This window comes from Bradyrhizobium ottawaense (assembly GCF_900099825.1).
Taxonomy (GTDB): Bacteria; Pseudomonadota; Alphaproteobacteria; order Rhizobiales; family Xanthobacteraceae; genus Bradyrhizobium; species Bradyrhizobium ottawaense_A.
This window is the reverse complement of the sequence record NZ_LT629693.1, coordinates 5,484,129-5,509,705: the sequence shown is the minus strand read 5'-3', so window position 1 is coordinate 5,509,705 and position 25,577 is coordinate 5,484,129. Positions and strand designations below refer to the sequence as shown.

At 64.9% G+C, this 25,577-nt stretch carries 21 protein-coding genes; 9 read left to right on the top strand and 12 right to left on the bottom strand.

From position 1 onward, the window contains the following. Positions 1 to 54 precede the first annotated feature (54 nt). Positions 55 to 1,566, bottom strand: a complete 1,512-nt coding sequence (locus tag BLR13_RS25705; protein WP_074831115.1) for a sensor domain-containing diguanylate cyclase — start codon at positions 1,564 to 1,566, stop codon at positions 55 to 57. 102 nt (positions 1,567 to 1,668) lie between these two features. Beyond that, positions 1,669 to 1,827 (bottom strand): hypothetical protein, encoded by a 159-nt coding sequence (locus tag BLR13_RS40385; RefSeq protein ID WP_157793719.1) that lies wholly within the window; start codon positions 1,825 to 1,827, stop codon positions 1,669 to 1,671. Between the two features lie 27 nt (positions 1,828 to 1,854). Between BLR13_RS40385 and BLR13_RS25695 the strand changes: the two genes are divergently transcribed. From BLR13_RS25695 to BLR13_RS25685, 3 genes are read left to right on the top strand one after another with little or no spacing between them, the layout of a single operon-like run. Next, positions 1,855 to 2,550 (top strand): TetR/AcrR family transcriptional regulator, encoded by a 696-nt coding sequence (locus tag BLR13_RS25695; RefSeq protein WP_074818080.1) that lies wholly within the window; start codon positions 1,855 to 1,857, stop codon positions 2,548 to 2,550. Next, positions 2,547 to 5,240: a molybdopterin-dependent oxidoreductase gene (locus BLR13_RS25690; protein ID WP_074818082.1), complete on the top strand. Its 2,694-nt coding sequence runs from the start codon at positions 2,547 to 2,549 to the stop codon at positions 5,238 to 5,240. Before BLR13_RS25695 ends, BLR13_RS25690 begins: the two co-directional genes overlap by 4 nt. Next, positions 5,237 to 6,160, top strand: coding sequence for an FAD binding domain-containing protein (locus BLR13_RS25685; protein WP_074818085.1), 924 nt, complete (start codon positions 5,237 to 5,239; stop codon positions 6,158 to 6,160). Before BLR13_RS25690 ends, BLR13_RS25685 begins: the two co-directional genes overlap by 4 nt. A gap of 94 nt (positions 6,161 to 6,254) precedes the next feature. Here BLR13_RS25685 and BLR13_RS25680 read toward each other — a convergent pair whose 3' ends face one another. The 5 genes from BLR13_RS25680 to BLR13_RS25660 all read right to left on the bottom strand — a co-directional run bounded on the left by BLR13_RS25680 (position 6,255) and on the right by BLR13_RS25660 (position 13,703). Continuing rightward, on the bottom strand, positions 6,255 to 7,481 hold the full coding sequence (locus BLR13_RS25680) for an extensin-like domain-containing protein (RefSeq protein WP_074818086.1): 1,227 nt from the start codon (positions 7,479 to 7,481) through the stop codon (positions 6,255 to 6,257). Between the two features lie 386 nt (positions 7,482 to 7,867). Further along, entirely contained in the window at positions 7,868 to 8,203 is a 336-nt protein-coding gene (locus tag BLR13_RS25675) for a hypothetical protein (protein ID WP_074818089.1), read from the bottom strand. Between the two features lie 185 nt (positions 8,204 to 8,388). Continuing rightward, entirely contained in the window at positions 8,389 to 10,488 is a 2,100-nt protein-coding gene (locus tag BLR13_RS25670; protein WP_083387696.1) for a caspase family protein, read from the bottom strand. Further along, complete coding sequence (locus BLR13_RS42425; protein ID WP_079585929.1) at positions 10,488 to 12,734, bottom strand: caspase family protein; 2,247 nt, start codon at positions 12,732 to 12,734, stop codon at positions 10,488 to 10,490. The genes BLR13_RS25670 and BLR13_RS42425 overlap by 1 nt, the downstream gene beginning before the upstream one ends. 108 nt (positions 12,735 to 12,842) lie before the next feature. Further along, positions 12,843 to 13,703, bottom strand: a complete 861-nt coding sequence (locus BLR13_RS25660; protein WP_074818100.1) for a DUF2147 domain-containing protein — start codon at positions 13,701 to 13,703, stop codon at positions 12,843 to 12,845. A 192-nt stretch (positions 13,704 to 13,895) separates the two neighbouring features. On the opposite strand from BLR13_RS25660, the gene BLR13_RS25655 reads away from it, so the two are divergent. From BLR13_RS25655 to BLR13_RS25645, 3 genes are all read left to right on the top strand, one after another. Beyond that, on the top strand, positions 13,896 to 14,639 hold the full coding sequence (locus tag BLR13_RS25655; protein WP_074818101.1) for a DUF2147 domain-containing protein: 744 nt from the start codon (positions 13,896 to 13,898) through the stop codon (positions 14,637 to 14,639). Positions 14,640 to 14,935: 296 nt separating this feature from the next. Next, positions 14,936 to 15,259: a hypothetical protein gene (locus BLR13_RS25650; protein ID WP_074818106.1), complete on the top strand. Its 324-nt coding sequence runs from the start codon at positions 14,936 to 14,938 to the stop codon at positions 15,257 to 15,259. Between the two features lie 170 nt (positions 15,260 to 15,429). Next, positions 15,430 to 16,995: a FecR family protein gene (locus BLR13_RS25645; protein ID WP_079585931.1), complete on the top strand. Its 1,566-nt coding sequence runs from the start codon at positions 15,430 to 15,432 to the stop codon at positions 16,993 to 16,995. Positions 16,996 to 17,058: 63 nt separating this feature from the next. On the opposite strand, the gene BLR13_RS25640 is transcribed toward BLR13_RS25645, so the two are convergent. Together BLR13_RS25640 and asd are read right to left on the bottom strand one after the other, a co-directional pair. After that, positions 17,059 to 17,598 carry an NUDIX hydrolase gene (locus BLR13_RS25640; RefSeq protein WP_074818112.1) on the bottom strand — a complete coding sequence of 180 codons (540 nt, stop codon included), beginning with the start codon at positions 17,596 to 17,598 and terminating at the stop codon, positions 17,059 to 17,061. A 61-nt stretch (positions 17,599 to 17,659) separates the two neighbouring features. After that, the gene (asd, locus tag BLR13_RS25635; protein ID WP_074818116.1) at positions 17,660 to 18,529 is read right to left on the bottom strand and encodes an archaetidylserine decarboxylase; all 870 of its coding nucleotides are present in this window, start codon (positions 18,527 to 18,529) and stop codon (positions 17,660 to 17,662) included. A 34-nt stretch (positions 18,530 to 18,563) separates the two neighbouring features. Between asd and BLR13_RS25630 the strand changes: the two genes are divergently transcribed. Further along, positions 18,564 to 20,225 carry an aminotransferase class III-fold pyridoxal phosphate-dependent enzyme gene (locus BLR13_RS25630; protein ID WP_074818118.1) on the top strand — a complete coding sequence of 554 codons (1,662 nt, stop codon included), beginning with the start codon at positions 18,564 to 18,566 and terminating at the stop codon, positions 20,223 to 20,225. Between the two features lie 272 nt (positions 20,226 to 20,497). Here BLR13_RS25630 and BLR13_RS25620 read toward each other — a convergent pair whose 3' ends face one another. From BLR13_RS25620 to BLR13_RS25610, 3 genes are all read right to left on the bottom strand, one after another. Then, positions 20,498 to 21,115 (bottom strand): hypothetical protein, encoded by a 618-nt coding sequence (locus BLR13_RS25620; RefSeq protein ID WP_074818121.1) that lies wholly within the window; start codon positions 21,113 to 21,115, stop codon positions 20,498 to 20,500. A 117-nt stretch (positions 21,116 to 21,232) separates the two neighbouring features. Beyond that, positions 21,233 to 21,925, bottom strand: a complete 693-nt coding sequence (locus BLR13_RS25615; protein ID WP_074818123.1) for a class I SAM-dependent methyltransferase — start codon at positions 21,923 to 21,925, stop codon at positions 21,233 to 21,235. A 44-nt stretch (positions 21,926 to 21,969) separates the two neighbouring features. Then, positions 21,970 to 23,025 carry a glycosyltransferase family 4 protein gene (locus BLR13_RS25610; protein WP_074818125.1) on the bottom strand — a complete coding sequence of 352 codons (1,056 nt, stop codon included), beginning with the start codon at positions 23,023 to 23,025 and terminating at the stop codon, positions 21,970 to 21,972. A 136-nt stretch (positions 23,026 to 23,161) separates the two neighbouring features. Here BLR13_RS25610 and BLR13_RS25605 point away from each other — a divergent pair, with 136 nt between their 5' ends. Both BLR13_RS25605 and BLR13_RS25595 read left to right on the top strand, forming a co-directional pair. Further along, entirely contained in the window at positions 23,162 to 24,550 is a 1,389-nt protein-coding gene (locus BLR13_RS25605) for a TAXI family TRAP transporter solute-binding subunit (protein ID WP_074818126.1), read from the top strand. A 320-nt stretch (positions 24,551 to 24,870) separates the two neighbouring features. Next, positions 24,871 to 25,557, top strand: coding sequence for a L,D-transpeptidase (locus tag BLR13_RS25595; RefSeq protein WP_074818131.1), 687 nt, complete (start codon positions 24,871 to 24,873; stop codon positions 25,555 to 25,557). Positions 25,558 to 25,577: the final 20 nt, after the last annotated feature.

The following is a 25,577-nucleotide window of genomic DNA, read 5'->3' as shown; positions in this document are numbered from 1 at the left end:
CGGAGCGGTGTCGCCGCCATCGCGGATTTCGCTTCGCTCATCCCGTCAGGCTAATCAGGCCGCCCGATCCCGACGCGCGGACAGCGGGGTTGGCGCGGCGACCGTGCGGTTGCGCCCCGCATGCTTCGCTTCATAGAGCGCCAGATCGGCCGACTTGACCAGGTCGCGTGGTGCCAGCCCAACCTGCGGAACCAGGGAAGCGACGCCGATGCTGATCGTCGGGCAAATATCGGGACGTCCGTGCTGCTGGCTGCGCAACGACAGCACGCTGGCACGAATCTCCTCGGCAATGCGGCAGGCGCCTTCGATCGATTCGCCCGGCAACAGTACCGCGAACTCCTCGCCGCCATAGCGCGCGCTGAGGTCGGATGCGCGTCTTGTCCCGTTGGCGATGCATTCGGCGATGGAAGCCAGCGCCGCGTCACCTGCCTGGTGTCCATGCGTGTCGTTGTAGGCCTTGAAGCTGTCCGCATCGATCATCAGCAACGCGAGCGGCCCGGCCGACCGCTGTGAACGGCGCCATTCGCTGGACAGGACCTCATCGAATTTCCGCCGGTTGTAAAGCCCGGTCAGGCCGTCGGTGCTGGCGAGCAGCGCGAGCTGGCTTTCGGCAGCGGTTCGTCGCTTCAGCGCCAACGCCAGAAACACGGTCAGCGCCATCGTGATCGCGCAAAGTGCGAGCATGATCGAGCCGATCAGCCAGACTTCCCGCCACCAGTCGGCATAAATGGTTTCGAGCGAAACACCCTCGACGATCAGCAGCGGATGATGACCGACTTGCTGAAAGACGAACAGGCGCCGAACGCCGTCGAGGATCGAAGCCGTTTCGTACCAGCCGTTCTGTGCCCGAGGGAACTGCTGAAATACCTGGGATTTGCGCAGACTCTGCCCGATCGTGTCGATGTCGAACGGCGCCCGCATCAGAATGGTGCCGTCCGCGCTGATCAGGTTCATCGAATCCTTGGGACCGTAGGTCAGCTTCCTGAACAGGTTGTGGAAGTAGCTCACGCGCAGGCTGCCGGCGACGATCCCGCCAAATGATCCGTCCGGATTGGATATCCGCCGGCTGAAACCGATCAGGTATTGTCCATCAGGCGCCACCCAGGGACGGCTGATATAAAGGCCGGCGTCCGCCTGCCTGACGTGAATCTGAAAAAAATCCCGACCGGAATAATTCGCCTCGGCAGGTACCAGCGAACGCGAGTCCAGCACGACCTTGCCGAGACGATCCGTGACCAGAATCGAACCCATATCCTTTGCGGTAGCCGCACGGTCGAACAGCACGACCTGCCGCAGTTCCGGACTGATCTTGTCGATCTCGGCCAGCTTGATGCCGTCGACGACCGCCTGCAGCGACAGATCGTAAAGCTCGATGTTTCGATCGATCTCGCTGGCAAGGCTGGAGACCAGATTGGCGGCGGCCTCCCGGCTGTGCAGGTAGTCCCTGCCGCCGGCCTGCCAGAGGACCCAGCCGCAAATCGCGGAAAAGCTCAGCGTCACGGCGAGCCCCAGCGTCAGCAGCAACTTGGTCGGCGCGGTCTTCTGCGTTTCGATGCGCGAGGTCATCGACATTTCCCAAACACCCTGGCGCGCCCGCGCCTGCTCCTTTCCTAGCGCTGTCGCGTTGAGGAAGCCGTCACGATTTGCGCACAATGCCGGAGCGGTGGTTCAGACTTCGGTAACCTTGCGGACGCGCGTCGTCCCCGCCGCGACTGCGATGCGCATCGCCGCAACCGCGGGCCTGAGCGACGCCGAAGCCGGCGGCTTCACGCCGGAAATGACCCATCGCACCCACCCCGCCGGTGTCACGGTCGCGTCATTTGACATTTCATTCTATTTTGTCAAAATCGTCAAATGGGCCCCCGCACCCGTGTTCTCGACGCCGCGATGACGGTATTCCGCCGCCAGGGTTTCCGCCGTTCGTCGATCGAGCAGGCGGCCGAAGCCGCAGGCCTGACGCGGCAGGCGCTCTACCATCACTTCAAGTCCAAGGAAGCGTTGTTCCGCGCCGTCATCGAACGGCTGTATGAAGAGGCATTCGCCGCCGAAACGGCTGCGGCCGCCGCCGCCGAGAAGGCCGGCGGCAGCCTCGCCGACGTCGTCGTCGCCGCGGTCACCGCCAAGCTGAGGCAGTTGGCCGAATCGCTTGATGGTTCGCCGCATGTCGAGGAGCTGTTCTCCGAGCATCTCGCGCAAGCCCGCGATCTCTATCAGAAATACACCGCCGCCTATGTCGAGCAGTTGGCGGCGACGGTCGCGCGCATCTGCCGCAAGCAGGGCCTCACGCTCCATGCCGGGATGACACCGCGCGATCTGGCGCGCTGTATCGAGATGACGGTCAACGGCACCAAATCCGCCTACCCCGCGATGCAGCCGGCGGCCGCCTTCCTCAGGGATCTGGAAGTCATGCTGCGGACATTCATCGCCGGTGCGGCAAGCCCGGCGAAGCCAAGCGTCGCAAAACCGAAGCCGGCCAATAAATCCACGAACAAGCCCGCGAAGAAGTCCGCGAAAAAATCCGTCCGCAAGAACCTGGGAGATCGCAAATGAGCACGATGACGATCAACGGCCAACTCGCGCCGCTCCCCGACGATCCCGACGCGCTGCTGATCGAGGTCGTGCGCGACACGCTCGACCTGACCGGCACCAAGCTGGTGTGCGGCGCCGGCGTCTGCGGCGCCTGCACCGTGCTGCTCGACGGCGCGCCTGTGGTGAGCTGCCTGATGCCGGCGCGCGCCGCGGCCGGCAAGGCGGTCACGACGGTCGAAGGCATCGGCGCGGCAAAACTGCATCCGGTGCAGAAGGCGTTCATGGCGCACGATGCGCTGCAATGCGGATTCTGCACGCCCGGCTTCATCGTCGAGGCCGCGGCGTTTCACGACCGCTGGCGGGCGGCGAAGGGAACGGCGACGCCGTCGCGCGAGGAAATCGGCGCCGCACTTTCGGGACATCTGTGCCGCTGCGGCGCCTATGACGGCATCTTCCGCGCGGTGGCGGACGCCTGCACCGGCCGTTTCGACAGCGACGCCGTCGCTTCGCCGCCGCGGATGGAGGCGCGCGACAAGGTGACGGGCGCGGCGAAATACACCGTCGACATCCATCATGACGGCCAGCTCGAGGGCGTGATCCTGCGCTCGCCGTTCGCACATGCGCGGATCGGCGAACTCGACCTCGCGCCGGCGCGCGCCATTCCGGGCGTCGGCGCGGTGATTTCACTGCTCGACGACGACCGCGTCGTGCGCTATGTCGGCGCCCCCATCGCCGCCGTCGCCGCCAAAGATCGCAAGACCGCCCTTGCTGCGATCGGCGCCATCAGGATCGCCAGTGAAAGGCTGCCCGCGGCGATCGGCCTTGAGGAAGCGCGCAAGGCGGACGCGCCGGTCGTGTTCGAAAAGCCCGATCGCAAGAAGGCCGGCAACGTCTCCGAAGGCGGCGGTTCGCCGGCGCCGTGGAAGGGAAATATCCGCGGACCGTCGGCGGCGTTTTCCAGGAAGCCGAAGCAGGTGAAAAGCTGGGTGGCAGATGCGCATGAAGCGAAAAATCCGCTGCTGGTCGAGGGCACGTTCCGGACCGGTACGCAATCGCATGCATGCCTGGAGCCGCATGCCGCGGTGGCCCGTTTCGACGGCGACGTTCTCACCGTGCACGTCTCGACCCAGGCGGTGTTTCATCTGATGGAGCTGATCGCCAAGCGCTTCAAGCTCGATCATGACAAGGTCCGCGTCATCGCCGACCATGTCGGCGGCGGTTTTGGTTCGAAAGCGAGCCTCGGCATGGAGACCATTGCCGCGATCGAGCTCGCGCGCGCCGCCAAGGCGCCGGTCCGCATGGCCTATGACCGGCATGAAGAATTGTCCGTGACCGGCTATCGCCCGGCGGCGGAGGTGAAGATTTCGCTGCTGCCGTCCGCGCAGGGCGAATTGAAGGCGCTGTCGCTCACCGCGCATGCCGACACCGGCGCCGCGACCAACTCGACCATCGCCGCCCTGGCGCGCCTGATCTATCCGGCGGAAGCCAAGGCGCTGGCCGACTACGACGTCATCAGCAACCTGCCGCCCGGCGCCGCCTTCCGCGGTCCGGGTGGACCGCCGATGGCGTTCGCACTGGAACAGGCGATCGACGAAGCGGCGCTGCGGATGAACGTCGATCCGATCGCGCTTCGCAAGCGCTGGGATCCCGATCCCAACCGCCAGCGTCTCTACGACTGGGCGATGGGCCTCGAGGTCTGGCGCAACCGGAAACCGGCATCCGCACAAAGCGGCCGCTATCGCCGCGGCGTCGCCGTCGCCACCGGCTACTGGCTGTATCTGTGGCAGCCCGGCTCCAAGGTCGAAGTCGCGGTCAAGGGCGGGCGTCTCGTCGCCAGCACCGCGACGCAGGATATCGGCACCGGCACCCGCAGCGTGATCGCCAATACGGTCGCACGCGAGTTCGGCCTGGAGCCGCACGAGATCGAGGTGAGGATCGGCGATTCCAGATTGCCGGAAGGACCGGGGTCAGGCGGCAGCCGCGTCACGGCCTCGGTGGTTCCGCCGACGCTGCTCGCGATCGCAAAGCTGAAGACCGCGATCGAAGCCAATGCGAAACGGAAACCGGTCCCCGGCTCGAATGCGCCGTGGCGCGAGTTGCTCGCGGCCTCGCCCGATCTCGCGGCCGCCAGCGAACGCCCCGAGGACAGCAAGCAGATGGCACCCGGAATCCAGTCGCCGCTGAAGCAGGTCGGCCTGCTCGGCTGGATCTTCGGCTTCATGATGCGGCGCTTCTCCAATCTCGTGATCGGGGCCGGCGTGCCGAGCTCGGTGCAGGTGATCGAGGTCGAGGTCGATACCTGGCTTGGGCATGTCCGCGTCGTCCACGTGCACACCGGCATTGCCGTCGGCAAGATCGCCGCACCCGCGCTGGCCCACAGCCAGGCCGCGGGCTCGGTGATCCAGGGCATCGGCTACGCCCTCTACGAAGCGCGCGAGATCGACTCCGTCACCGGCGACATTCTCTCGGGCGGGATGGAGGACTACCGGATTCCCGGAATCTCCGACACTCCCGCGATCGACGTGCATTTCGACGAAGGCGGCTTCGGCCACGTGCTCGGCGGCAGCGTCGGCATCGGCGAAGTCGCTACCGTGCCGACCTCGCCCGCGATCGCCAACGCCGTCTGCAACGCGACCGGCATCCGGCTGACCGAGTTGCCGATCCGGCCCGACCGCCTGATATCCGCACTCAAAGGGAGGGCCGCCGCATGACACCGGCAACCATGACCACCGCGCAAGGTCCGGAATTCCGCGCTGCCGGTACCGATCTTTCCGAGCGACGCCGCAGCGGCGTCTCGACCGGACCGCTGATCGATATTGCCGCGCAACCCGACATGACAAGCATGCTGTGGGGCGCGGATGGCACGTTGCGCATCGGCGCCTTCACGACGATCGCCGCCATCGCCAGCGACAGCCGCATCGCCGCCGCCTATCCCGGCCTCGCGGCATCCGCGCAGGGTCTGGCGACGCCGCAGATCCGTCACCTTGCGACGCTGGGCGGCAACCTCGCACAGCGCTCGCGCTGCTGGTATTATCGCAATCCGCAGATCGCCTGCCTGAAGAAGGGCGGATCGGATTGCCCGGCGCGAACTGGCAATCATCTCTATGGCGTCGCCTTCGATCTCGGCCCCTGCGTGGCGCCGCATCCCTCGACGCTTGCCGCCGCACTTCTGGCTTACGACGCCAGCGTTCTCACCAACCAGCGCGGTTGCCTGACCATCGCCGACCTGTTCGGCGACGGCTCCGACGGCACCGCCGACAACGCGCTGCGGCCGGGCGAATTGATCAAGGGCGTCGAGCTGCCTGTCGCGCTGACCGGCGAGCGCGCGCTGTACAAGCGCGCCATCAGCCGCACGCATGCGGAATGGCCGCTGGTCGAGATCTGCGCCCGCGCCGTGGTCAAGGACGGCGCGTTCCAGTTCATTCGCCTCACCGCCGGCGGCATCGCCCCGGTGCCGCTGCGCCTTGCGGCCGTCGAAACCGCGCTGCAGGGCCAACCGGCGAGCGCTGCCAACATCGCCAGCGCCGCCGGACTTGCCGCGTCAGGCGCAAAGCCGCTGCCAATGACGGGCTACAAGCTCGATCTGTTGCAGGGCCTGGTGCAGGATCTGCTGGAACGGCTGGCCACATAGCCAATACCTGTGGAATACTGGATCGCCCGCTCCAGTGCGCAATTGCGCACAAGGCGGGCGATGACGGCGGAGAGCGCGGTGTCCGAAAGGGATGTTACTCGTCCTCGAACTCGTCTTCCTCGCGGACCTTGCTGTTCGCCTTGTGCGGAGGCGACAGCGGCTTCCTGCCGCCGAGCGATCCCGTGACGAAGGCTTCGCGCGAGGCGTAGGGGTTGCGGCCGCCGGCGCGGGCCGCGATCTCTTCACCCGACACCGCCGCCGGCTGGCAGATGATGCGGCGCGAGGCGCGGCGCATCAGGTCGACGTGAATGTGATCGTAGTGATAGACGTTGGAGCCCGGCGCCAGCACGGTGTTGAACTGCTGGCAGGCGGCACCCTGCACGTCGCGCAGAAAACCCTGCTCTTCCGGCATGCCCTTCCAGCCGTCCTTCACCGAGACACGGCGGCCATCGGCGAGCACGAAGGCGGCGATATCGAGGGCGTTGCCGAAGGCGTGTTCCGAAATATGCGCATTCGAATTGCCGTTCATGCCGCGGCAGGAATAGGCGGAGATCTGCTTGATCTCGACCACGCGCGCGCCAAACCAGCGCTGGGCCGCGGGCTGCACGGAATCGGCGAGCCAGCGGTCGAGCGCCGAGACGATCGGACAGGCCAGCGTCGCGGTCGGCTTGATCGCCACCGGACCGACCGTGTTGACGGCATTGCCTTGCGCGGGACCGAGCCGCGGCGGTGCGGACGCCGGCGCTTGCGGATAGGGTGCGGAATAAGGCGGCTGGGACGGCGCCGCGTAGCGATCGCGTGGCGGATAGGCCGGCGCATTGCGGTAAGGCGCCTGTCCTGGCGCGGCTTCGGCCGGCAGATCGATTTCGTCTTCCTGCGGCACGACTCCGGGCGCCGACAATGAGATCGGCCCGTTCGACGGCGGGGCATAGTTCGGTTGACGCAGCGCCGAATCCGAATAGCCGCCTTGATAGTTTCCCTGTGGTGGCGTCGTCGCCGGGGCCGGCGAGATCGGCCAGCGCGGCTGATTGCCGATGGCGCCGGGCGGCCGCAGATCGTCGGCAAAGCCGAAGCTGGCTGGCGCTTCGCCGAGGGCAGACACCTTGAGCGGAAATTCCGCGCCGCACATCCCGGGACCCGAAATCGGGTCGATCCGGACCAGTTCCGGGCTTTCCTTGACCGCGCCGGATTTCAGGCATGCGACCTCGGCCTCGGCCCGCCACGGTTCACGTTCGGCGGACTGAAAAATCCCGCGCCCGCAACCCGCTAGCGATACAAGGACGAAGGAGCCGACGAGATACAAACGAACTCCGCGCGTCATCCTCGCACGTTCAACCAATTTATTTAAAGACTCTTCAACGCGTTGATTTTACGAATTATTTACCACGTTGCCGGGGGCCGCGCGGCCGGTGGAGGTCCCGGGAGCGACAGCAACGCTGACTTTTTCCGCCGGGAACGCTTTGCTAGCTTGATGCGTTATGTGCGGGCACGACGTGAACCAAGGGAGAATGTTCCCATGACTTTCGTCAGCAGACTGAGCGTTGTCACCGCTTATGTCGCGTTCGCCTTCGTCGGAGCCATTGTGCTCGGCGTCATCTAGGCTTCCCGTCCAGATCTGGACCCCTCGCCCGGTGGCCATGCCTCCGGGCGTTTTCATGCCCATGACAGGTCTTTTATTGTGACGCGTTTTCTACCGCTGAAAACGCTCTAATCAAAGTTCGAGCAGCTCGAGCCGGTAACGCCGCCGATCTTGAAATCCCGGCACATCATGCCCGGATTGTCGGGATCGGGATAACGGTCGTCGCGCTCGTGGATCGTGCGGCTGAAGCGCCAGCCATGCGACAGCAAGCAGCGCCTGTAAGCCCTCGACGTCACCGTGCCGTTCTGCGGCGCACCGAATTGCGCGTCGCAGATGGCACCGTCGGCGTGCAGCGCGTCGTCGTCACGCGGCTGCTTCAGGGTATTGTTGTAGATGTCGTTGTCGGCCTGCGCGGCGGCGGCGCCTCCGAGCAACAACAGAATAAGCAGTGCCGTACGTTTCACGATCGATCTCCCGTCTTTCGCAACCAACCGTCCAGCTATCGGTCGGTCGCGATGGAGAGGCCGTTCAGATGCAATCGGTTACAAATTGGAAACGTCGGCGCCGCGATTACAGTTTCAAGCGCGTGGCGCCGAGAAAACCTGCCGCGACGTCACGCGTTGCCCGGCCGCGACGGTCATTGCAACGGCTACTGGCCACGAAGGCAGGCATCGAGTCGCTGGAAGCTGCGATTGGCGTTCCTGGCCCCGCCCCCTTCCCGCCCGCCGGCCCGCAATTGGCATTGTGCAATCCGCGCTTCCATACTTCCTCCGGCGGTTCGCGAGCGCGCCGGTTCCGGCTGGCGGGCTTCCGGGGCCGGTGCGGCCCTTGGCTTCGGTGCCGCGGCAGCGGGTGCCGGCTTTTCCTTCTTTTGCCGGACAACGCGCTCGCACGCATTATCCTCGGAAAGCTCGTAACCTTTTCCGCAAACGATCTTCACGCATTTGCCGCCGCTGGCCTCGAAACCGTGTTCGCAAACCAGCGGGCAAATACCGGCGGGCCGCTCGCGAACCGATTGCAGCGCATCGAGACTGGCGACCTTGACATCGAATTGCGTGCCGGCGTGCTTGTTATATTGCGCAAGCGCTTTCTGGGCTGCGACGTTCCAGTCATCGGTGGCCGCGGTTGAGCCGCAGCCGACGCGACGCAATTCGGAAACCAGCGATCGGGTGATGTCCTCGGATGACCCGCGCGCCTTACCGTCCTCGGCTGCCGCGCCAGCGGGGGCGAGTGCGGCAAGCCTGATGCGTTCGGCCTCCGCCGCTTTGGCCTGTTCGGCTGCCCTCGCCTTCGCGGCGGTCACCCGCGCATCCTCTTCGGCTTTCGCTTCGGCCTCGGCCTTGCTGCGAGCAGCCTCTGCAACCTGGACTTCAGCAAGCGCCTTGGCTCTTTCCAGGGCCAATCGCTCCCTGACCGCCTTGGCATCGGCGACCGCCTTGGCATTCTCGGCGGCGATGCGGGCATCCTCGGCCAACCTGGTCTGTTGCGCCAGTCGCGACCGCTCGACTTCGGCGGCTTTCGCGGCCTCGTTTTGCTGTTTCTTGTCGGCCGCAACGCGCGCTTCTTCCGCTGCCTTGGCTTGCGCGCGTTCGACTTCCGCTATCCTTGCCTCCTCGAGCGCCGTCTTCTTCTCTGCGGCGGCACGGGCTTCTTCGGCCGACTTGGCAGCCGCTTTGGCGTCGGCCGCAGCTTTTGCCTGGGTAGTCGCCTTGGCGCCTTCGGCCGCTAGTCTCGCCCGTTCCTCTTCCGCCAAACGTGCTTTCTCGATCGCCGCCAGGCGCGACTGCTCAGCCTCCAGCTTGTTGCGCTGGGCCTGCGCCAATTTTGCGTAAAAGCCATCATGATAGGTCGCGATGAAAAGATCCCATGCTTCAAGCGTAGCGACCCGCTCGGCGAGTTCGTAGTCTCGGCGCATCGCCTGACCGGGATTGGATGCCGCAGGCACCGGCACCGCGGCGACGAGGGGGAAGTCTTCGCCACCCAGCGAACCGTAGATGAACGGTTCCTGCCTGTTGCCGGTCGATTTCAGAACTTCATCGCGGGCAAAGCCGAAGGCCTTGCGCAGGTCGAGGCCCGGTTTCGGCAGATATTTGACGAGCGCCGCCGTGAATGGACTGTTCTTGCCGTCGCCGTCGGAGGCAGTCGATCCGGCCTTTGCGGCAAACGCAATCAGCGTGTTCGCGCTGCCGGGTTCGACCTGGGCAAGCCCGCGTCCGATCGCACGCGATGCAATGGTGCGCTTCATGCTCTTGACAAAGGGATTGTCGCGGCAGGCATCCAGAATCACCAGCCGCAATTTTCTGGCAGGCTCGATCACCGCCAGCAATCGATCGAGCGGGATGGCTTCATCGAACGCGTCGATATCGCGCTCCAGCACGGCATCGGTAGGTATCAGATAATTTGCACCATCGATCTCGATGCCGTGACCGGCATAAAACACGATGGCAACGTCGGAATCCCGCGCGGCATCCGAAAAATCACGAAGCGCGCGGCGCATCTCGCTCGTCTTGAGATCGCGCTTCAACTCAACGACGTCGAAACCGGCCTCCTTGAATGTTGCGGCCATTGCCGCCGAATCATTGGCCGGATTGGAAAGCTTGGCCACATTCTGGTATGCCGAATTGCCGATCACCAACGCGACCCGGCGTTCCGCGTGGGCAGGGTGTAGTCCGCAGAAAATCAGGATTGCAGAAAGCCCGGCGATGCCGAGGGCACGCTTGGCGGAAATGATGGATCGAAACGTCCTCATCAGCAGGTCGGCCGTCTGTTGCACCACGCCCTGGCGGCCTCGGGAGACCTGTTTCTGATGGCCCTTTCGTAACAGCCGGGAAGCGCGCCCATGCACTGGCGATAACCGCCAACCTGTTTCGCCAGATCGGCGCGCTGGATGGCGGAAGGAGCAGCCGGTTCTCGCTGACGTTCGGGCGACGGCGCCGTCGCTCTCTCGGGCGTCAACGTGGCGGTCGGCGCCTCCTTGCGCCGCGGCTTCTGCCGCTCGACGCGTTCGCAGGAATTGTCGTCCGAAAGCTCAAGGCCGTCCTTGCAGATGATCTTGACGCAGCTATCGCCGTCGGCCTTGAAGCCATGCTCGCACAACAACGGGCAGATCCGGCCGGTCTTGCCGCGGACAACGTCGAGCGCATCGATGGTCGCGACCCTGACGTCAAACTTGGTGCCCGCGTTCTTGTTGAAGAGATGCAAGGCCTTCTGCGCCGAGGCGTCCCAATCGCCGGTGACTGGATCCGAACCGCAGCCGACGCGCCGCAACTGCGCCTGAAGCAAACGGGGCAGGCTTTCCTGGCCCGGCGCCGACGCCCCCTGATCATTCGGCGGCGTCAGGTTTGCCAGCGGACCGATCGGCTTCGCCTTCTGATCCACGACGGACTGTGCTTCCTTGCGCACGGCATCGTCGGCCGTCACCGCATTGGTCGAAGCCTCATTTGCCTTGACCTGTGCGGCAAGCCTGCCGCGCTCTGCCTCCGCAAGTCGCGCTTCCTGCACCACCTTCTGCTGCCGGGCGCGCTCGGCGTCCTGATTCGCCTTGGCCTCTTCCGCCGCCTTCGTCGTTGAAGCAACGACCTTGGCATCCTGTTCGGCCCTGGCTTGTGCTTCCGCCCTGATGCGGGCGGCTTCAGCGGCTTTCTCCTCGGCGAGCGCCTTGGCCCGTTCCAGGGCAAGTTGCTCCCGTTTCACTTCGGCTTCCGCTGCGGCCCGGGCATTTTCGGCGGCGATGCGGGCATCCGCCGCCGCCTTGGCTTGCAGGACCAGCCGCGCATGTTCGGCCTCGGCGGCCTTCGTCTGTTCGATTTCCTTCTTCCGTTCAGCGGCCAGCCGTGCCTCTTCCGCAGCTTTTGCCTGCGCGCGTTCGACCTCGACGATCTTTGCCTCTTCGAGTACTTTCTTCCGCTCCGCGGCGGCACGCGCTTCGTCGGCCGCCCTGGCTTCGGCCGCCGCCTTCGCCTGCGCGCTTGCCTTGGCGCCTTCCGCCGCGAGCCGGGCTCGCTCCTCCTCGGCCGAGCGGGACTTCTCGATGGCGGCCAACCGAGACTGCTCGGCCTCCAGTTTATTGCGCTGGGCCTGCGCCAGCTTGGCGTAGAAGCCGTCAGGATAAGTCGAGAGGAAGAAATCCCACGCTTCCTTTGTGCCGACACGCTCGGCCAGTTCGTAGTCGGCCCTGACCCCCTGGCTGGAATCGACGGCCGGAGCGACGGCCGGGGCAGGAACAGCCGCCGGCACGAGCGCAAAGTCGTCGCCGCCCAGCGAGCCGTAAATGAAGGGCTCTTGCCGGTTGCCTGTGGTCTTCAGCACCTCGTCGCGCGCGAAGCCGAACGCTTTGCGCAGATCGAGCCCGGGTTTCGGCAGGTACTTGACCAGCGCCGCGGTGAACGGACTGTTCTTGCCGTCGCCGTCGGATGCCGTCGATCCGGCCTTGGCCGCGAACGCGACCAGGGTGTTGGGGCTGGTCGGGTCGACCTTTGCCAGTCCACGTCCGATCGCGCGCGAGGCAATCGTTCGCTTCATGCTCTTGCTGAACGGATTGTCGCGGCACGCATCCAGAATAACCAGCCGCAGTTTCCGGGCAGGCTCGATCACGGCCAGCAGCCGTTCGAGCGGGATCGCCTCATCATAGGCGTCGATATCGCGTTCGAGGGTCGCATCCGTCGGAACGAGATAGTTGGTGCCGTCAATCTCGATGCCGTGGCCCGCATAGTAGACGATGGCGACGTCCGCATCCCGCACGCTGTCCGAAAAATCACGAAGCGCCCGGCGCATTTCATTTGCCTTGACGTCTCGTTTCAGCTCGACGACGTCAAACCCGGCACTCTTGAAAGTCTCAGACATCGCCGCAGAGTCGTTGGCGGGATTGAGAAGCCGGCCCACGTTTTGATAAGCGGAATTCCCGATCACCAGCGCCACGCGCTTTTCGGCAAACGCGGGGTCGTACAGGCCAAAAATCAAAAAAATGGCGGCTACTGATGCCCAACAAGCCCGCATCGAAATTCCGATTGTATGAACAGGTGAATTCTAGCAGCTTTTGCCAGGATAACAATCGAGATAACAATATCGGCGCCTATAATGCCGGCGTTTCATGACAGCGCCGCGTTACGACCGCGGCTCAGCAGAGACCTGGCGCGACGTCATCAGGCTTTCGGCCCGCCCCGAGATCCGGCTCCAGTTGTTGCCGGAGCAATAGAAGCGGTAGAGCGCGCAGGCTTCGACGCGCAGCATATTCGGCGTCTTCAGGTTCATCGTGCCATAAAAAGTGTCGCCGCTGTCATGGCTGTAGACATTGCCGGTCCATTGCGTGTCGTCTTTCGGCTTCATGTTGATCAGGACCGCCTCGCCACGATCGTCGGACGATGAATTGAGGACGTAGCCGCACAGCGCACTGCCGCATCTCGTGATGCGCACCGCGCCCTTGCCTTCGGTCTGCCAGTCTCCGACAGGCGTATCGTCGGCCTCCTGTTCGACCTCGTGCGAAACCCTGGAAACCTGCGGCGCGGCAACCGGCGCGGGCGGCGGTGGCGGGACGGGAATCGCAACCTGCTGAACCGGTGGTGGCGGCGCCAGCGGGATCGCGACCTGTTGAACGGGTCGTGGTGGTGGTGGCGGCACAGCGGCGATCTGCGTCGCGACGGCGGCCGGCTTGTAGACGGTGGGCGGCGCGGAAACGACGACGGTCGGCGCCGGCAGGTTGTTCGCGGGCGGCGCCGGCGGCGCAATCATTTGCGGCGCCGGGACAACGGGTTTTGCCGGTGCGGCATCGTCGTCATCCAACCGGTCGCGCCTGCGGCGGGAATCATAAATCCCGGAGACCGACACCGACGCGCAGGAGGTCGAGCGGCAATGGGGGGAGGCTTCGATATGGACCCGGTGACCGCCGACGGAGAATGAAATCGAACTGCCGGCATAGGCGGGGGAGCTGAGCGCCATCAGCCCGGCAAGCCAATAAATTCGTTTCATCGCACCCTCCCGCAGATCATGTCGGGAAAGCTAGCCGTCCAAACTCCGGCTGGATGTGATTTGAGTCACCTCACCGGTCCGTGACCGAGATGGCGCGCGTCCTGTGACACGCATCACGGAAGCTGCTGCTGGCGGCGCATAGGGTCCCGGCAAGTTAACCGCCACCCTTCACAAGCCGCACAGGAGGCTCACATGAAAAGGCTCTACATCCTCGCCGCGCTGCTGCTGGCCACCACCTCGGCGCAGGCCGGCAACAGCATTTCGTTCCAGATCAACGGCGAGCGGATTCGCGTCGAAGCGCCGCGCAACTGCAACGCGCTCTCCTGCATCCGGATCACGGCGCCCGGATATTCCGGCACGGTCGGCAACATCGATCTCAAGGGCATCGGCTCCAAGAACAAGGACGATGACGATTTCGCCGATACTTCGCCGGCAAAACCGGCCCCGGCTTCCGCCCCCGCTCCGGTTCAGGCGGCGGCGCCGCAGCCCGCGGCACCGGCCGCGACCTATGTTGGGCCGGCCCCAGCCCCGACCGCCGTTGCCTCGGCCGCGCCGGCCCAAGTCGACGTCGCAGCCCCGGCGCCTGCACCGGTCGCCGTTGCCGCACCCGTCGTGCAGCCGGCCCCGGTCGCCGCCGCACCGGTGTCCGACCCGAACTCGCCGCTCGGTGTCTGGGCGACCGAAGAGAACAAGGGCAACGTGCGCATCGAACAATGTGGTGCGAATCTCTGCGGCTATTCCGTCAAGAGCGGCGACAAGATCCTGATCAGCATGAAGCCGGAAGGCAGCAAGTGGACCGGCCGCATCCACGATCCCGACAGCGGCCGCAACTACGACTCCACGATGGCGATGAAGGGGACCACTTCCCTCCGCGTCCAGGGCTGCGCCTTCGGCGGCATGTTCTGCGGCGGCCAGACCTGGAAGCGCGTGAGCTGAGAAGCGACCGTTAACCTCTCTCGTCATTCCGGGGCGCACGAAGTGCGAACCTCAGGGGTGGCACCCCGGGGAATCTCGAGATTCCCCGATGTGCAATTGCACATCCGAGGTCTGGTGCTAACGCACCATCCCGGAATGACGGTGCCCCTCGCGACGAAACAATTCTCCCTGCGACGAAACACGTTTCCGGTCGCGACGAAAAATTGGCGAAACGATCGCCGCGTAGTTCTCCCCCCCGACGAGGCGCCGCTCTGGCGCGAATCTCGGGCGCACCCATCCAGACAAGGGACACTCCAATGGCTTTCACCGCTTCGACCGCGCGTCACTGCAAACTGCTGATCGCGACCGCCTTTGCCTTCGCGATGCTGACGACGGCCTCGCAGGCCTATACGGCGGAGCAGGAGCAGATGTGCACCGGCGACGCGATGCGGCTGTGCAGCGCGGAGATTCCCGATGTCGATCGCGTCACCGCCTGCATGATCCAAAAGCGCGCGATGCTGAGCGACGGCTGCAAGGCCGTGTTCCAATACGCGCCCCCGGCTGCCGCAACGCCGGTGAGCTACGCGCCGTCGGCCAAGCCCGGCAAACCCATCAACCTGACCCCGCACAAGCGCGGCTGAACGATCACCTGTCAGATCATGGCGCCAGGTCCGGTGATTGCGGACGTGGCGCTTGATCGTTTGGTGCGGCCGTGACAACAAGCGCGTGATGTTCATGCCGCGTTCAGCCCGGCAAAGCTGTTATCGCCTGTCCGCGTTTCGCCAATCCCTCGTTATTTGGAATTCCCGTGATGCTGCGCCTGCTTTGCCCCGCGCTCCTGCTGTTGGCCTGCAGTATGCCAGCAAACGCGGAGAATATTCCGCAAGCCGCGTCCGATGTGACCCAACTGGCGCAGGCGCAGCAGCCAGCGCAACCGGCGGCGCCGGCAGCGGCCGCGCCCAACTCCGCCGCTCCCACCACCGACGCGCAGGCGCCGGAAGAGCCGATCGGCAACGTCGCTACCGTGACCGGCAGCGCCAGCGTGGTCCGCAACAACGCCACCACGCCGCTCAAGGTCAAGGACGACATCTATCTCAACGATGTGGTGCAGACGGCTGCGAATTCGTCGCTCGGCATCACCTTCATCGATGCCACCACCTTTAATCTCAAGGCAAACGCGCAGATCACCATTGACACCTATGTCTATGAAGACGGCGGCAAGAACAACGCCGGCATCTTCGACATCGCCAAGGGCACGGTTGCGTTCGTGGCCGCATCCGTCGCCAAGACCGGCGACATGAAAATCACGACGCCGACCGCGACGCTTGGCATTCGCGGCACCACGGGCCTCGTCGAGGTGCCGGAAGGCGGCGGCACCAGCGCCACCAACAACATCAAGCTCTATCCCGATGCCGACGGCAAAGTCGGCCGCATCGAGGTCAATGACCGCGCCGGCGCGCGGCTCGGCTTCCTCACGCAAGGCGCCAGCGGCTTCGCCATTCGTCCCGGCATCGGCGGCGCGCGCGTTGCCGCGGTGCCGCTGGTGATTCCGCCGCAGATGATGCAGCGCGACCAGGGCTTTGTGCGTCAGGTCTATTCGACGCAGAGTCTCGGCCGCCAGGTCGTGCTGCAGCAGCGCGACTTCCGCCGCGCCAATCCCAATTTCGTCAATCCGAACCGCCCGATCCGGCAGCAGCAGCCCGGCCAGCAGCCGAACGGCGCGCCCGGACAGAACCGTCCCGGACAACAGCAACAGCCGGGCGTACCGAACCGTCAGGGCCAGCAGCAGCCGGGCACGCCGTCGCAACCCGGCACCACGCCACGCACCGGTCAACCGCCGCAGCCGGCCACCCCGACGCAACCCGGCACGACGCCACGCACGGGTCAGCAGCAGCAACAGCCGGGCACGCCGTCGCAGCCAGGGACGACACCGCGCAACGGTCAAACGCAACAACCCGGCACGCCCGCGCAACCCGGTTCGCCTGCGCAACCCGGCACCACGCCGCGCACCGGCCAGCCGCAACAACCCGGCACGCCGTCACAGCCAGGACTGCCGCCGCGCACGGGACGACCGCAGCAACCCGCTACGCCGTCGCAGCCCGGTCTGCCACCGCGCGCAGGACAACCTCCTTTGCCGACGCAGCAACCGGGTGCGCTACCGCAGCCTGGCCTCCCGCCGCGAGCAGGACAACCTCTGCCGGCACAGCCCAGCGAGCCGCAGGGACAGCCGGGATTGCTGAACCGGATCGCGCCGCACGTACCGGGGCTTTCCCGAATCCCCGGCATCCAAAACGCGCCTGCCTTGCGGCCGGGAGCGTTGCCGAAACGGGCGCCGGCCGTGCCGCCGAAGGGCAAACTGCCGAAATACGTGCGGTAAGGCATCGCGTCGTCGTGACGACGCGTCACCCCGTTCCTTTCGCGGGAAGCCGAAGACAGAGAGTCAGGCCGAGCGCAGCCAGTCGCTTATTCTCTGCAGCAGGCTGCGCGGCCGAGGCTGCAATGCCACCGGCGCATCGACGGGACCGGGTTCGGAGGTGCGATCGACGGTCACGCCGCCGCGTGTGACGTGGCTCGCCGAAGCCAGCGCAATCGGTCCGACATTTTCGAGAAACACGCGCTCATAGCCGTGCGACAGCCGCTCCACGGCCTTGCCGAGCGGCAGCCAGTCGACCGCCCTGACGTCGCGCATCAGCTCGCGCACCGGCGCGTCGCCGGCCTCCATGCGCCAGTAGTGCACAACTTTGGAACCGCTACGGGCCTCGTAGACCAGCGTCCCCAGAAATTCGTGCACGGCGACGGCGTGCCCGGTCTCTTCCACCACCTCGCGCTCGGCAGCGGCGCGCGGCGTTTCGCCGTCGTCGAGCTTGCCCTTGGGCAGGACCCATTCGTTGCGCTTGCGCAGGCGCACCACCGCGACCAGCGGCGTTTCCGCCTGCCGCAATACGATGCCTCCCGCCGCCATGACAGGCGCTTGCGCCATCTCACCTTCCGCCTTGCGATTACGAATCCCGTTGTAGAGACACGCCGCCGCAAGGTCGAGATCACGGCGAAGGTTTTCGCAACAGCGGCTCGCCGGCTTTCACGCGCGCGCCTTCGGTGACGCCAGCGGCGAATTCGAAATCGTCCGGCGCCAGCACGATGATGGTCGAGCCGTGCTCGAACCAGCCGAGCTCGTCGCCCTTGTGCACGCCGGCATCGCAGGGAAATACGTTGGGTCCCCTGCTCTGCGCGTTGAGCGTGAGATCGAGGAAGTGCAGCCGAATGCTCGCCACTAGAATGGCTGCGACCGGCACCAGCGTCAGCGCTTCGCCTGTGGGCAGACGGGTTTCGATCACCGCGCGTTCGTTCTTGCAGAACAGACGCTCGACCCGCTTCAGCGCAATCGGGTTGACGTTCCAGACATCGCCATGGACGAACGTCACCCGCTCGATCCGGCAGTCAAACGGCGCGTGAAAGCGGTGATACATGCTCGACGTCAGCCGCAGCGTGAGGAAGCGCCCGTTGCGATGGCGCTCCACCAAGGCGGGATCGCCGAGCAGGTCGAGCAGCGAATAGGGCGCGCCCTTGATCTGGAACAGCTCGGTATCCTGGATACGGCCATGCGCGCCGACGATCCCGTCGCTCGGAGACGCCACCACGGACGTATCAGGGTCCACCGGGCGCAGGCCCGGCCGCAGTTCGCGCGTAAAACAATCGTGCAGGCTCTTGAACTCGGTCTTTTTGGCCTCCGACAGATCGAGGTCGGAAAACAGCCGCCAGCAGGCGATCGAGGCATCGCGCACAAAGGGGTTCTCGATCTTGCTGAACCAGCCCATGAAGCGCGTCAGCGCCGCCCGCGGGATACGGTTGGTCAACAGAAAATTGAGGTCCTCCTGCTCGGTCAGGGAGGCGATCATCCCCCGGATTGTCATCAATCTGTTAGATGGATTGGCTAGCGCTGGCAGCATGGATTCGCCCCTTTCGATTCTGTCACTGTCCGCCGCCGCGATTGCCGGCGCCGCGGTGACCTTCCCCAAATTGCAGGCGCGGCTGGCGCTGTCGCGGGCCAAACACCGCTCGCTGACCGGACATTCCAAAATGTCCAAAATGGTCGCGCGCCTGGTGCCGCATTACGAATTCGATATCGACGACTTCTTCCGCTCCGACGGCGCGCCGGCCGATATCGCCATGCAGCGCCAGGACGCCTTCTTCCGGCTCGCAGGTCTCTACAAGGAGCGTTACGCCCGGGGCCGGCAGATGACCGCCGAAGCGGCCGAGCGCATCTCCGACCTGCAGTTCACCGAAACCTACCGGGTGCCGTTCCAGTACAGCCGGCTGGTGCGCGAGCATCTTTCCGCCAGCGCCTTCGTGCAGTCCTCGTCCGGCGTCACCGTCACCGACGTCGACGGCAACGTCTCCTACGACCTGACCGGCTCCTACGGCGTCAACATTTTTGGTAACGACTTCTACAAGGAATGCATCGAGCAGTCCGAAAAGCGGGCGCATGCGCTCGGTCCGGTGCTCGGCCCCTATCACCCGATCATCAGCGACAACGTCAAGCGCCTGTGCGAGATTTCCGGTCTCGACGAGGTCTCGTTCCACATGTCCGGCACCGAAGCCGTGATGCAGGCGGTGCGGCTGGCGCGCTACCACACCAAACGCTCGCATCTGGTTCGCTTCGCCGGCGCCTATCACGGCTGGTGGGGCGACGTGCAGCCTGGCGTCGGCAACCCGGTCTCGCCGCACGAGACCTATACGCTGGCCGACATGTCGGAGCGGACGCTGCATGTCCTGAAGACGCGCCGCGACATCGCCTGCGTGCTGGTCAATCCGCTGCAGGCGCTGCATCCGAACGCCAACGCGCCCGGCGATTCCGCGCTGGTCGACAGTTCGCGCAAAAGCGCGTTCGACCGCGCCGCCTATGGCGACTGGCTGAAGCAGCTGCGCGCGGTCTGCACGGAGCGTGGTATCGTGCTGATCTTCGACGAAGTGTTCGTCGGCTTCCGCCTCGCCGCCGGCGGCGCCCAGGAATACTTCGGCGTTCATGCCGACATGGTCACCTACGGCAAGAGCCTTGCGGGCGGACTTCCCGTCGGCGTGGTCTGCGGGCGCAAGGAATTGATGCGCCGGTTCCGCGACGACCGCCCCGCCGACGTCTGCTTTGCCCGCGGCACCTTCAATTCGCATCCCTACGTCATGACGGCGATGGACGAATTCCTGAGCCGGCTCGCCAGCCCCAACTTCAATTCGATCTATCAGGGGCTCGACGAGACCTGGAACAAGCGCGCCACTGATCTGAACGACCGGCTGACCGCGCAGGATCTTCCCGTGCGCGTCAGCAACATCTCGTCGATCTGGATGGTGCATTATACAAAACCGTCCCGTTACAACTGGATGCTTCAATATTACCTGCGCGCCGAAGGGCTGGCGTTGAGCTGGGTCGGCACCGGCCGCCTGATCTTCAGCCTCAACTACACCGACGCCGATTTCGCCGAAGTCGCCGACCGTTTCGTCGCCGCCTCCGACAAGATGAAGCGCGACGGCTGGTGGTGGCAGGACGCCTCCCTCACCAACAAGACCATCCGCCGGCGGATCCTGAAAGAGATGTTCACCAAGCGGTTTCGGTGATCCGCAATCTCCAACGCTCGTCATGGCCGGGCTTGTCCCGGCCATCCACGTCTTACTTTTGACCACCGCGAGTATCGTCCAACCCGTCATTGCGAGCCAACGGGTCGGCGCGAAGCGCCGCCCGATGACAGGCTCCGCGAAGCAATCCATTCTTGCCGCGAGGGAGTATGGATTGCTTCGTCGCTTCGCTCCTCGCAATGACGGCATCAGCATTACAAAGACGTGGATGGCCGGGACAAGCCCGGCCATGACGCCTTCACGGAACGCGATCTTCACGCGTGCTTGACGTGCTTCTCAAGACCCGGATCGATCAGCTCGCCCTTCATCAGGAACAGCGGCGCCTTGTGATAGAGCTTCAGATCGTTGAAGGGGTCAGTGATGATCTTGGTCATCCACACCAGGCCGGTCTCGACGTCGCGGATGAAAAACAGGTGGACGGTGCGGAACAACAGCCCGCCGATCCCGACCACGAGCCAGATCTTGGCGACCTGGCGCATGAAGTCCGCCGGCGACGCCCAGGGCGTGAACAGGCCGAACAGGGTCGGATCGAGATACAGCACCGCCGGCGACAGCGCCCAGATCGTCATCAGGACGACCTTGCGCTGCAGGTTGTAGCCGACCTTGATCTCTTCCTTGTGCTCGTGGGTCGCCTGGTTGACGTGGTCGTAGCCCTTCGGCTCGAAGAAGAAGTGACCGGCCTGACGCGAGGTCATCGAGACCAGCCAGCCGACCAGCGCCGAGATCGCGGGGTCGACGAACAGCATCACATAGGCGAACAGGAAGCTCGCCGCGCTGACGAAGTGCAGCGACTGGTTGATGCGGCTGTGATGATAGAAGCGATGGTCGTCCCAGCGCTGGGTACGCAGTTCCTGCAGGAAATTCTTGATCATTGTCGTTCCCCAAAGTTCTTTCGGGCTGAATTTACCGGGATTCGATGTCCGGCATGTGACATCATCATAATGACATATGACTGATCGCAGCGACGCGATGACGCGGAACGCCCGCGTTTACGCCACGGCCGCGGCGGCCTCGATCTTGCGGAAACGCACCAGCGAGAAATGGCCGAGCGGCGGCACCAGGCGGCGCTCGGCGAGTTCGATGCCGCGTGCGCCGGCGAGCCACTGCGCATAGCGCGACCAGGCGAATTCGGCGGTGCGGAAGCCGAGCGGACGCACCACCGGCTGCAGCCGCTGTTCGATGAAGCGGCGCATGCCGGCATCGGCGCTGACCCGGGTCAGGATGATGAGTTCGCCGCCCGGCCGCAGCACGCGAGCGAATTCGTCGAGCGCCTTTTCCGGGTTCGGCACCGCGGTGACGACATATTGCGCCATCACGACGTCGAACGAATTGTCGGGGAATTCGAGTTTCTCGGCGTCCATCACCGCGAGGCCCTCGACATTTTTCAGGCCGAGTTCGGTGACGCGCTTCTTGGCCTTGTCCAGCATCGCTTCCGAAATATCGGTGCCGAAGATGCGCAGATGCGGCGCGTATTGCGGCAACGAGATGCCGGTGCCGACACCGACCTCGAGCACCCGGCCGCCGATCTTGTTGGTGGCCTGGATCGCGGCCTTGCGGCCCTTGCTGAACACGCCGCCGAATACGAGGTCGTACACCGGCGCCCAGCGGTCGTAGGCTTGCTCGACCGTCTCGCGGTCGAAGTCCAGCGGCCGCGAGCCGTCGAGCTTGATGATTTCTGCCATGATGCGTCTGCCTTCTCGTCTCTGTGGTGTTAATTGGTTTGCGTCTAACCCTGCACGGCGCTTCGCGCGGCCGCCCGCGGCGCGGGCCGCGGCACGCGGCTCGGCTGCAACGCGGCCAGATTGCCGATGAATTGCCGGGCGCTGTTTTCCCAGGAACGCTCCAGCGCGAAATGGCGACAGGTCTCGCGCGACATCGTCAGCGCGCGCAGGCAGGCGCGGCGCAGATCGTTGTCCAGCGCGCCGATCGGATGATCGGCAATGACGTCCTTGGGGCCGGTGACCGGGAACGCCGCGACCGGCGTGCCGCAGGCCAAGGCCTCGAGCTGCACCACGCCAAAAGTGTCGGTGAGGCTCGGAAACACGAAGACGTCAGCGGCCGCGAGATGCGCGGTCAGGTCCGCGCCCTTTTTCTCGCCGAGGAACACCGCGTCCGGATATTTCTGCGCGAGCTGTGCCCGCTGCGGTCCGTCACCGACAACCACTTTGGTTCCCGGCAGATCCAGCGCGAGAAACGCCTCGAGATTCTTTTCGACCGCGACGCGGCCCATGGTCATGAAGATCGGCCGCGGCAGATCGAGCTTGGCAGGACTGTCCGGGTTGAACAGTTCGGTGTCGACGCCGCGCCCCCAGGAGCCGAGCCTGCGAAAGCCGCGCTCGGCCAGCTCCTGCCGCAGCGAGGCAGTTGCGATCATCGTCATCGATGCGGCCGAGTGGAAGTGCCGCAGCAGCGCGTAGCCGACACCAGCCGGAATCATGGTGCGGACTTCGACATATTCCGGGAACCGCGTCGTGTAGGACGTGGTAAAGGCGAGTTTGTTGCGGCGGCAATAGCCGCGCACCGCCCAGCCGATCGGCCCTTCGGTCGCGATGTGAATGGCTTCGGGTGCGGCCTGCTCGATCCGCCGCGCGATCTCGCGCCGGTTCGGCAACGCCATCCGCAGTCCCGGATAGGTTGGAACCCCGACCGAGGGAAACCCCTCGGGGGTGAGGAAACTGATGTCGGCGTCCAGCGTGGCAGCGCTGCGGGCCAGCGATGTCAGTGTCCGGACGACGCCATTCACCTGCGGGTGCCAGGCGTCGGTCGCAATCAATATCCGCATGGTCGGGCCCTGAGACTCTGTTGATTCTCGATACCCGACGTTAAGGACATGGATATTTCAGGCGTGTGACGTCATCGATCTGTAAGGATGTTTTTTAGGATCATCTCCACGCCTTTTCGTGTAACGTGACAGAACCATGTCAGACCTGAACGACAATCCCGCGCCGCGCCCGCGAAAGAAGCGGAGAAGCTATGCGCTCCTGATCCTCGCCGTGGGGATGCTGGCGTTCGGCGTCGGCGCCGGCACGCTCTATTACGCGCTGCGTCCGGTCACGCTGCGGATCGCGGTCGGTCCATCAGGCAGCGAGGACCAGAAGCTGATCCAGTTGCTGGCACAGACCTTCGCGCGCGACGGCAACGCGATCCGGCTGTCGCCGATCACGACCGAGGGGGCGACCGAAAGCATCGCGCTGTTTGCGGCCGGCAAGGCCGAGCTCGCGGTCGCGCGCGGCGATCTGAATTTGCCGGCGAACGCCGAGTCCGTCGCCATCCTGCGCAAGAACGTCGTGGTGTTGTGGTCGGCGCCTGGACTTCCGGGCAAGAACGGCAAAAAGCAGACGGCGGTCAAGGTCAAGAGTCTCGACGAACTCGCCGGCCACAAGGTCGGCGTGATCGGACGAACCCAGGCCAACGTCACGCTGCTGCGCGTGATCCTGACCTCGTCCGGCCTCAATCCGGACAAGGTAACGATCAGCCAGTTCGGCACCAACCAGATCGCCGAGATGGCGAAGGATCCCACGATCGACGCCTTCATGGCGGTCGGCCCGCTCAACAGCAAGATCACCGCGGACGCGATCACGGCAACGGCTGCGGCGCGCGGCGAACCAAAATTCCTGCCGATCGACGTTTCCGAAGCGATCGCGCAAAAACATCCGCTCTATGAGTCCGAGGAAATCGCCGGCAGCATCTTCTCCTCCTCGCCGGCGCGGCCCGAAGACAAGGTCGAGACCGTCAGCGTCAATCATCTGATCGTCGCCGCGAAATCGGTATCGGAAACCTCGATCGCAGGCTTCGCCCGGCAACTATTCACGGTTCGCCAGCAACTGGCGAGGGAATTGCCGAGCGCCGGCCATATCGAGAAGCCGGACACCGACAAGGACGCGGCACTGCCAGCGCATGCAGGGGCCGCGGCTTATATCGACGGCACCGAGCGAACTTTTCTGGAGAAATATACCGACTACATCTGGGGCGCGATTCTTCTTCTGTCCGGCCTCGGCTCGGCCGGCGCCTGGCTGCGGCATTACTTGAAGCGCGACGAACGCGAGCAATACGCCGAGCATCGCGACCATCTGCTCGATCTGATTTCCAGGGTGCGCAAGGCCGAAACGCCGGAAGAACTGGCGGACATGCAGTCCGCTGCCGACGGCATCTTGCGCGAGGCGCTCAACTCCTACGACGACGGCGCGATCGAGGAAGGCGATTTGTCGGTGATCGGGCTCGCGCTCGAACAATTCCATCACGCCGTCGCCGACCGCCGCGCCACCCTCGGGGCCGGCGTGCCCGGCCTGCCGCGGATGCGGGCGTGACAAGCTTTCGGTTCGCTTAATTTACGCAAACCGGATCCAGCCAAAGCCCGACTGCAACGACGGCCAGGACGCGCGAAACCACCGCGTCGGCCGCCCTTTTCTCCTCGTTCTGCAATGATTTTACACTCGGACAGCCCGGCGGGCCGGCAGCCTGCGCCGGCTTGTCCGAGCGAGCGACGAAGCCGTCATGAAACAATTCCCTAACGCGATGAAACCATTTTGGCGATTTTGTGCAAACGTCCTGAAACGGTTGATCTGTACTGGTTCCCCCAACGACGCGCCAAATGGGTGCGCAGGGCGCAAACTGAAGGGGACGACCAATGTTCAATTCATTCAAAATGAATACCCGCCTCGCTGCCGTCGCTTTGGGAGCGCTGGCGCTCGGCACCGCGGCATTTTCAACTTCCGCCGCCGCGGCCCCGTTGCCGCTGTTTCCGTTCTTCATGACGCCGCCGACCGAAGCGGCCCCGCCGCCGGTCGCCGCTGCGCCCTCGCAGGATGAGGGCACGGTGGTCGAGATGCCGGCGCGCCTGAAGCGCCAGGTCGTGAGCTACCCGACCCGCGAAGCCTCCGGCACGATCATCATCGACACCCCCAACACCTATCTCTATTACGTGCTCGGCAACGGCCAGGCGATCCGCTACGGCATCGGCGTCGGCCGCGAAGGCTTCACCTGGTCCGGCACCCAGACGATCACCAAGAAGGCGGAATGGCCGGATTGGACCCCGCCCCCGGAAATGATCGCCCGCCAGCCCTATCTGCCGCGCCACATGGCGGGCGGCCCCGGCAACCCACTCGGCGCCCGCGCGATGTATCTCGGCGGCACCGTCTATCGCATCCACGGGACCAACGCGCCGGAAACCATCGGCACCCACGTGTCCTCCGGTTGCCTGCGCCTCACCAATGAAGACGTCTCCGACCTCTATTCGCGGGTCAACGTCGGCACCAAGGTGATCGTGAAGCCGATGACCGATCGCCGCGCCGATCTCGGCACCACCATCCGCTAGGCCCACTTCATTCGACGCCA

What these genes read in the sequence shown, in the direction of transcription:
- BLR13_RS25705 (WP_074831115.1), bottom strand. Translation starts at nt 1,566, where the DNA reads ATGACCTCGCGCATCGAAACGCAGAAGACCGCGCCGACCAAGTTGCTG.
- BLR13_RS40385 (WP_157793719.1), bottom strand. Translation starts at nt 1,827, where the DNA reads ATGTCAAATGACGCGACCGTGACACCGGCGGGGTGGGTGCGATGGGTC.
- BLR13_RS25695 (WP_074818080.1), top strand. Translation starts at nt 1,855, where the DNA reads ATGGGCCCCCGCACCCGTGTTCTCGACGCCGCGATGACGGTATTCCGC.
- BLR13_RS25690 (WP_074818082.1), top strand. Translation starts at nt 2,547, where the DNA reads ATGAGCACGATGACGATCAACGGCCAACTCGCGCCGCTCCCCGACGAT.
- BLR13_RS25685 (WP_074818085.1), top strand. Translation starts at nt 5,237, where the DNA reads ATGACACCGGCAACCATGACCACCGCGCAAGGTCCGGAATTCCGCGCT.
- BLR13_RS25680 (WP_074818086.1), bottom strand. Translation starts at nt 7,481, where the DNA reads ATGACGCGCGGAGTTCGTTTGTATCTCGTCGGCTCCTTCGTCCTTGTA.
- BLR13_RS25670 (WP_083387696.1), bottom strand. Translation starts at nt 10,488, where the DNA reads ATGAGGACGTTTCGATCCATCATTTCCGCCAAGCGTGCCCTCGGCATC.
- BLR13_RS42425 (WP_079585929.1), bottom strand. Translation starts at nt 12,734, where the DNA reads ATGCGGGCTTGTTGGGCATCAGTAGCCGCCATTTTTTTGATTTTTGGC.
- BLR13_RS25660 (WP_074818100.1), bottom strand. Translation starts at nt 13,703, where the DNA reads ATGAAACGAATTTATTGGCTTGCCGGGCTGATGGCGCTCAGCTCCCCC.
- BLR13_RS25655 (WP_074818101.1), top strand. Translation starts at nt 13,896, where the DNA reads ATGAAAAGGCTCTACATCCTCGCCGCGCTGCTGCTGGCCACCACCTCG.
- BLR13_RS25650 (WP_074818106.1), top strand. Translation starts at nt 14,936, where the DNA reads ATGGCTTTCACCGCTTCGACCGCGCGTCACTGCAAACTGCTGATCGCG.
- BLR13_RS25645 (WP_079585931.1), top strand. Translation starts at nt 15,430, where the DNA reads ATGCTGCGCCTGCTTTGCCCCGCGCTCCTGCTGTTGGCCTGCAGTATG.
- BLR13_RS25640 (WP_074818112.1), bottom strand. Translation starts at nt 17,598, where the DNA reads ATGGCGCAAGCGCCTGTCATGGCGGCGGGAGGCATCGTATTGCGGCAG.
- asd (WP_074818116.1), bottom strand. Translation starts at nt 18,529, where the DNA reads ATGACAATCCGGGGGATGATCGCCTCCCTGACCGAGCAGGAGGACCTC.
- BLR13_RS25630 (WP_074818118.1), top strand. Translation starts at nt 18,564, where the DNA reads ATGGATTCGCCCCTTTCGATTCTGTCACTGTCCGCCGCCGCGATTGCC.
- BLR13_RS25620 (WP_074818121.1), bottom strand. Translation starts at nt 21,115, where the DNA reads ATGATCAAGAATTTCCTGCAGGAACTGCGTACCCAGCGCTGGGACGAC.
- BLR13_RS25615 (WP_074818123.1), bottom strand. Translation starts at nt 21,925, where the DNA reads ATGGCAGAAATCATCAAGCTCGACGGCTCGCGGCCGCTGGACTTCGAC.
- BLR13_RS25610 (WP_074818125.1), bottom strand. Translation starts at nt 23,025, where the DNA reads ATGCGGATATTGATTGCGACCGACGCCTGGCACCCGCAGGTGAATGGC.
- BLR13_RS25605 (WP_074818126.1), top strand. Translation starts at nt 23,162, where the DNA reads ATGTCAGACCTGAACGACAATCCCGCGCCGCGCCCGCGAAAGAAGCGG.
- BLR13_RS25595 (WP_074818131.1), top strand. Translation starts at nt 24,871, where the DNA reads ATGTTCAATTCATTCAAAATGAATACCCGCCTCGCTGCCGTCGCTTTG.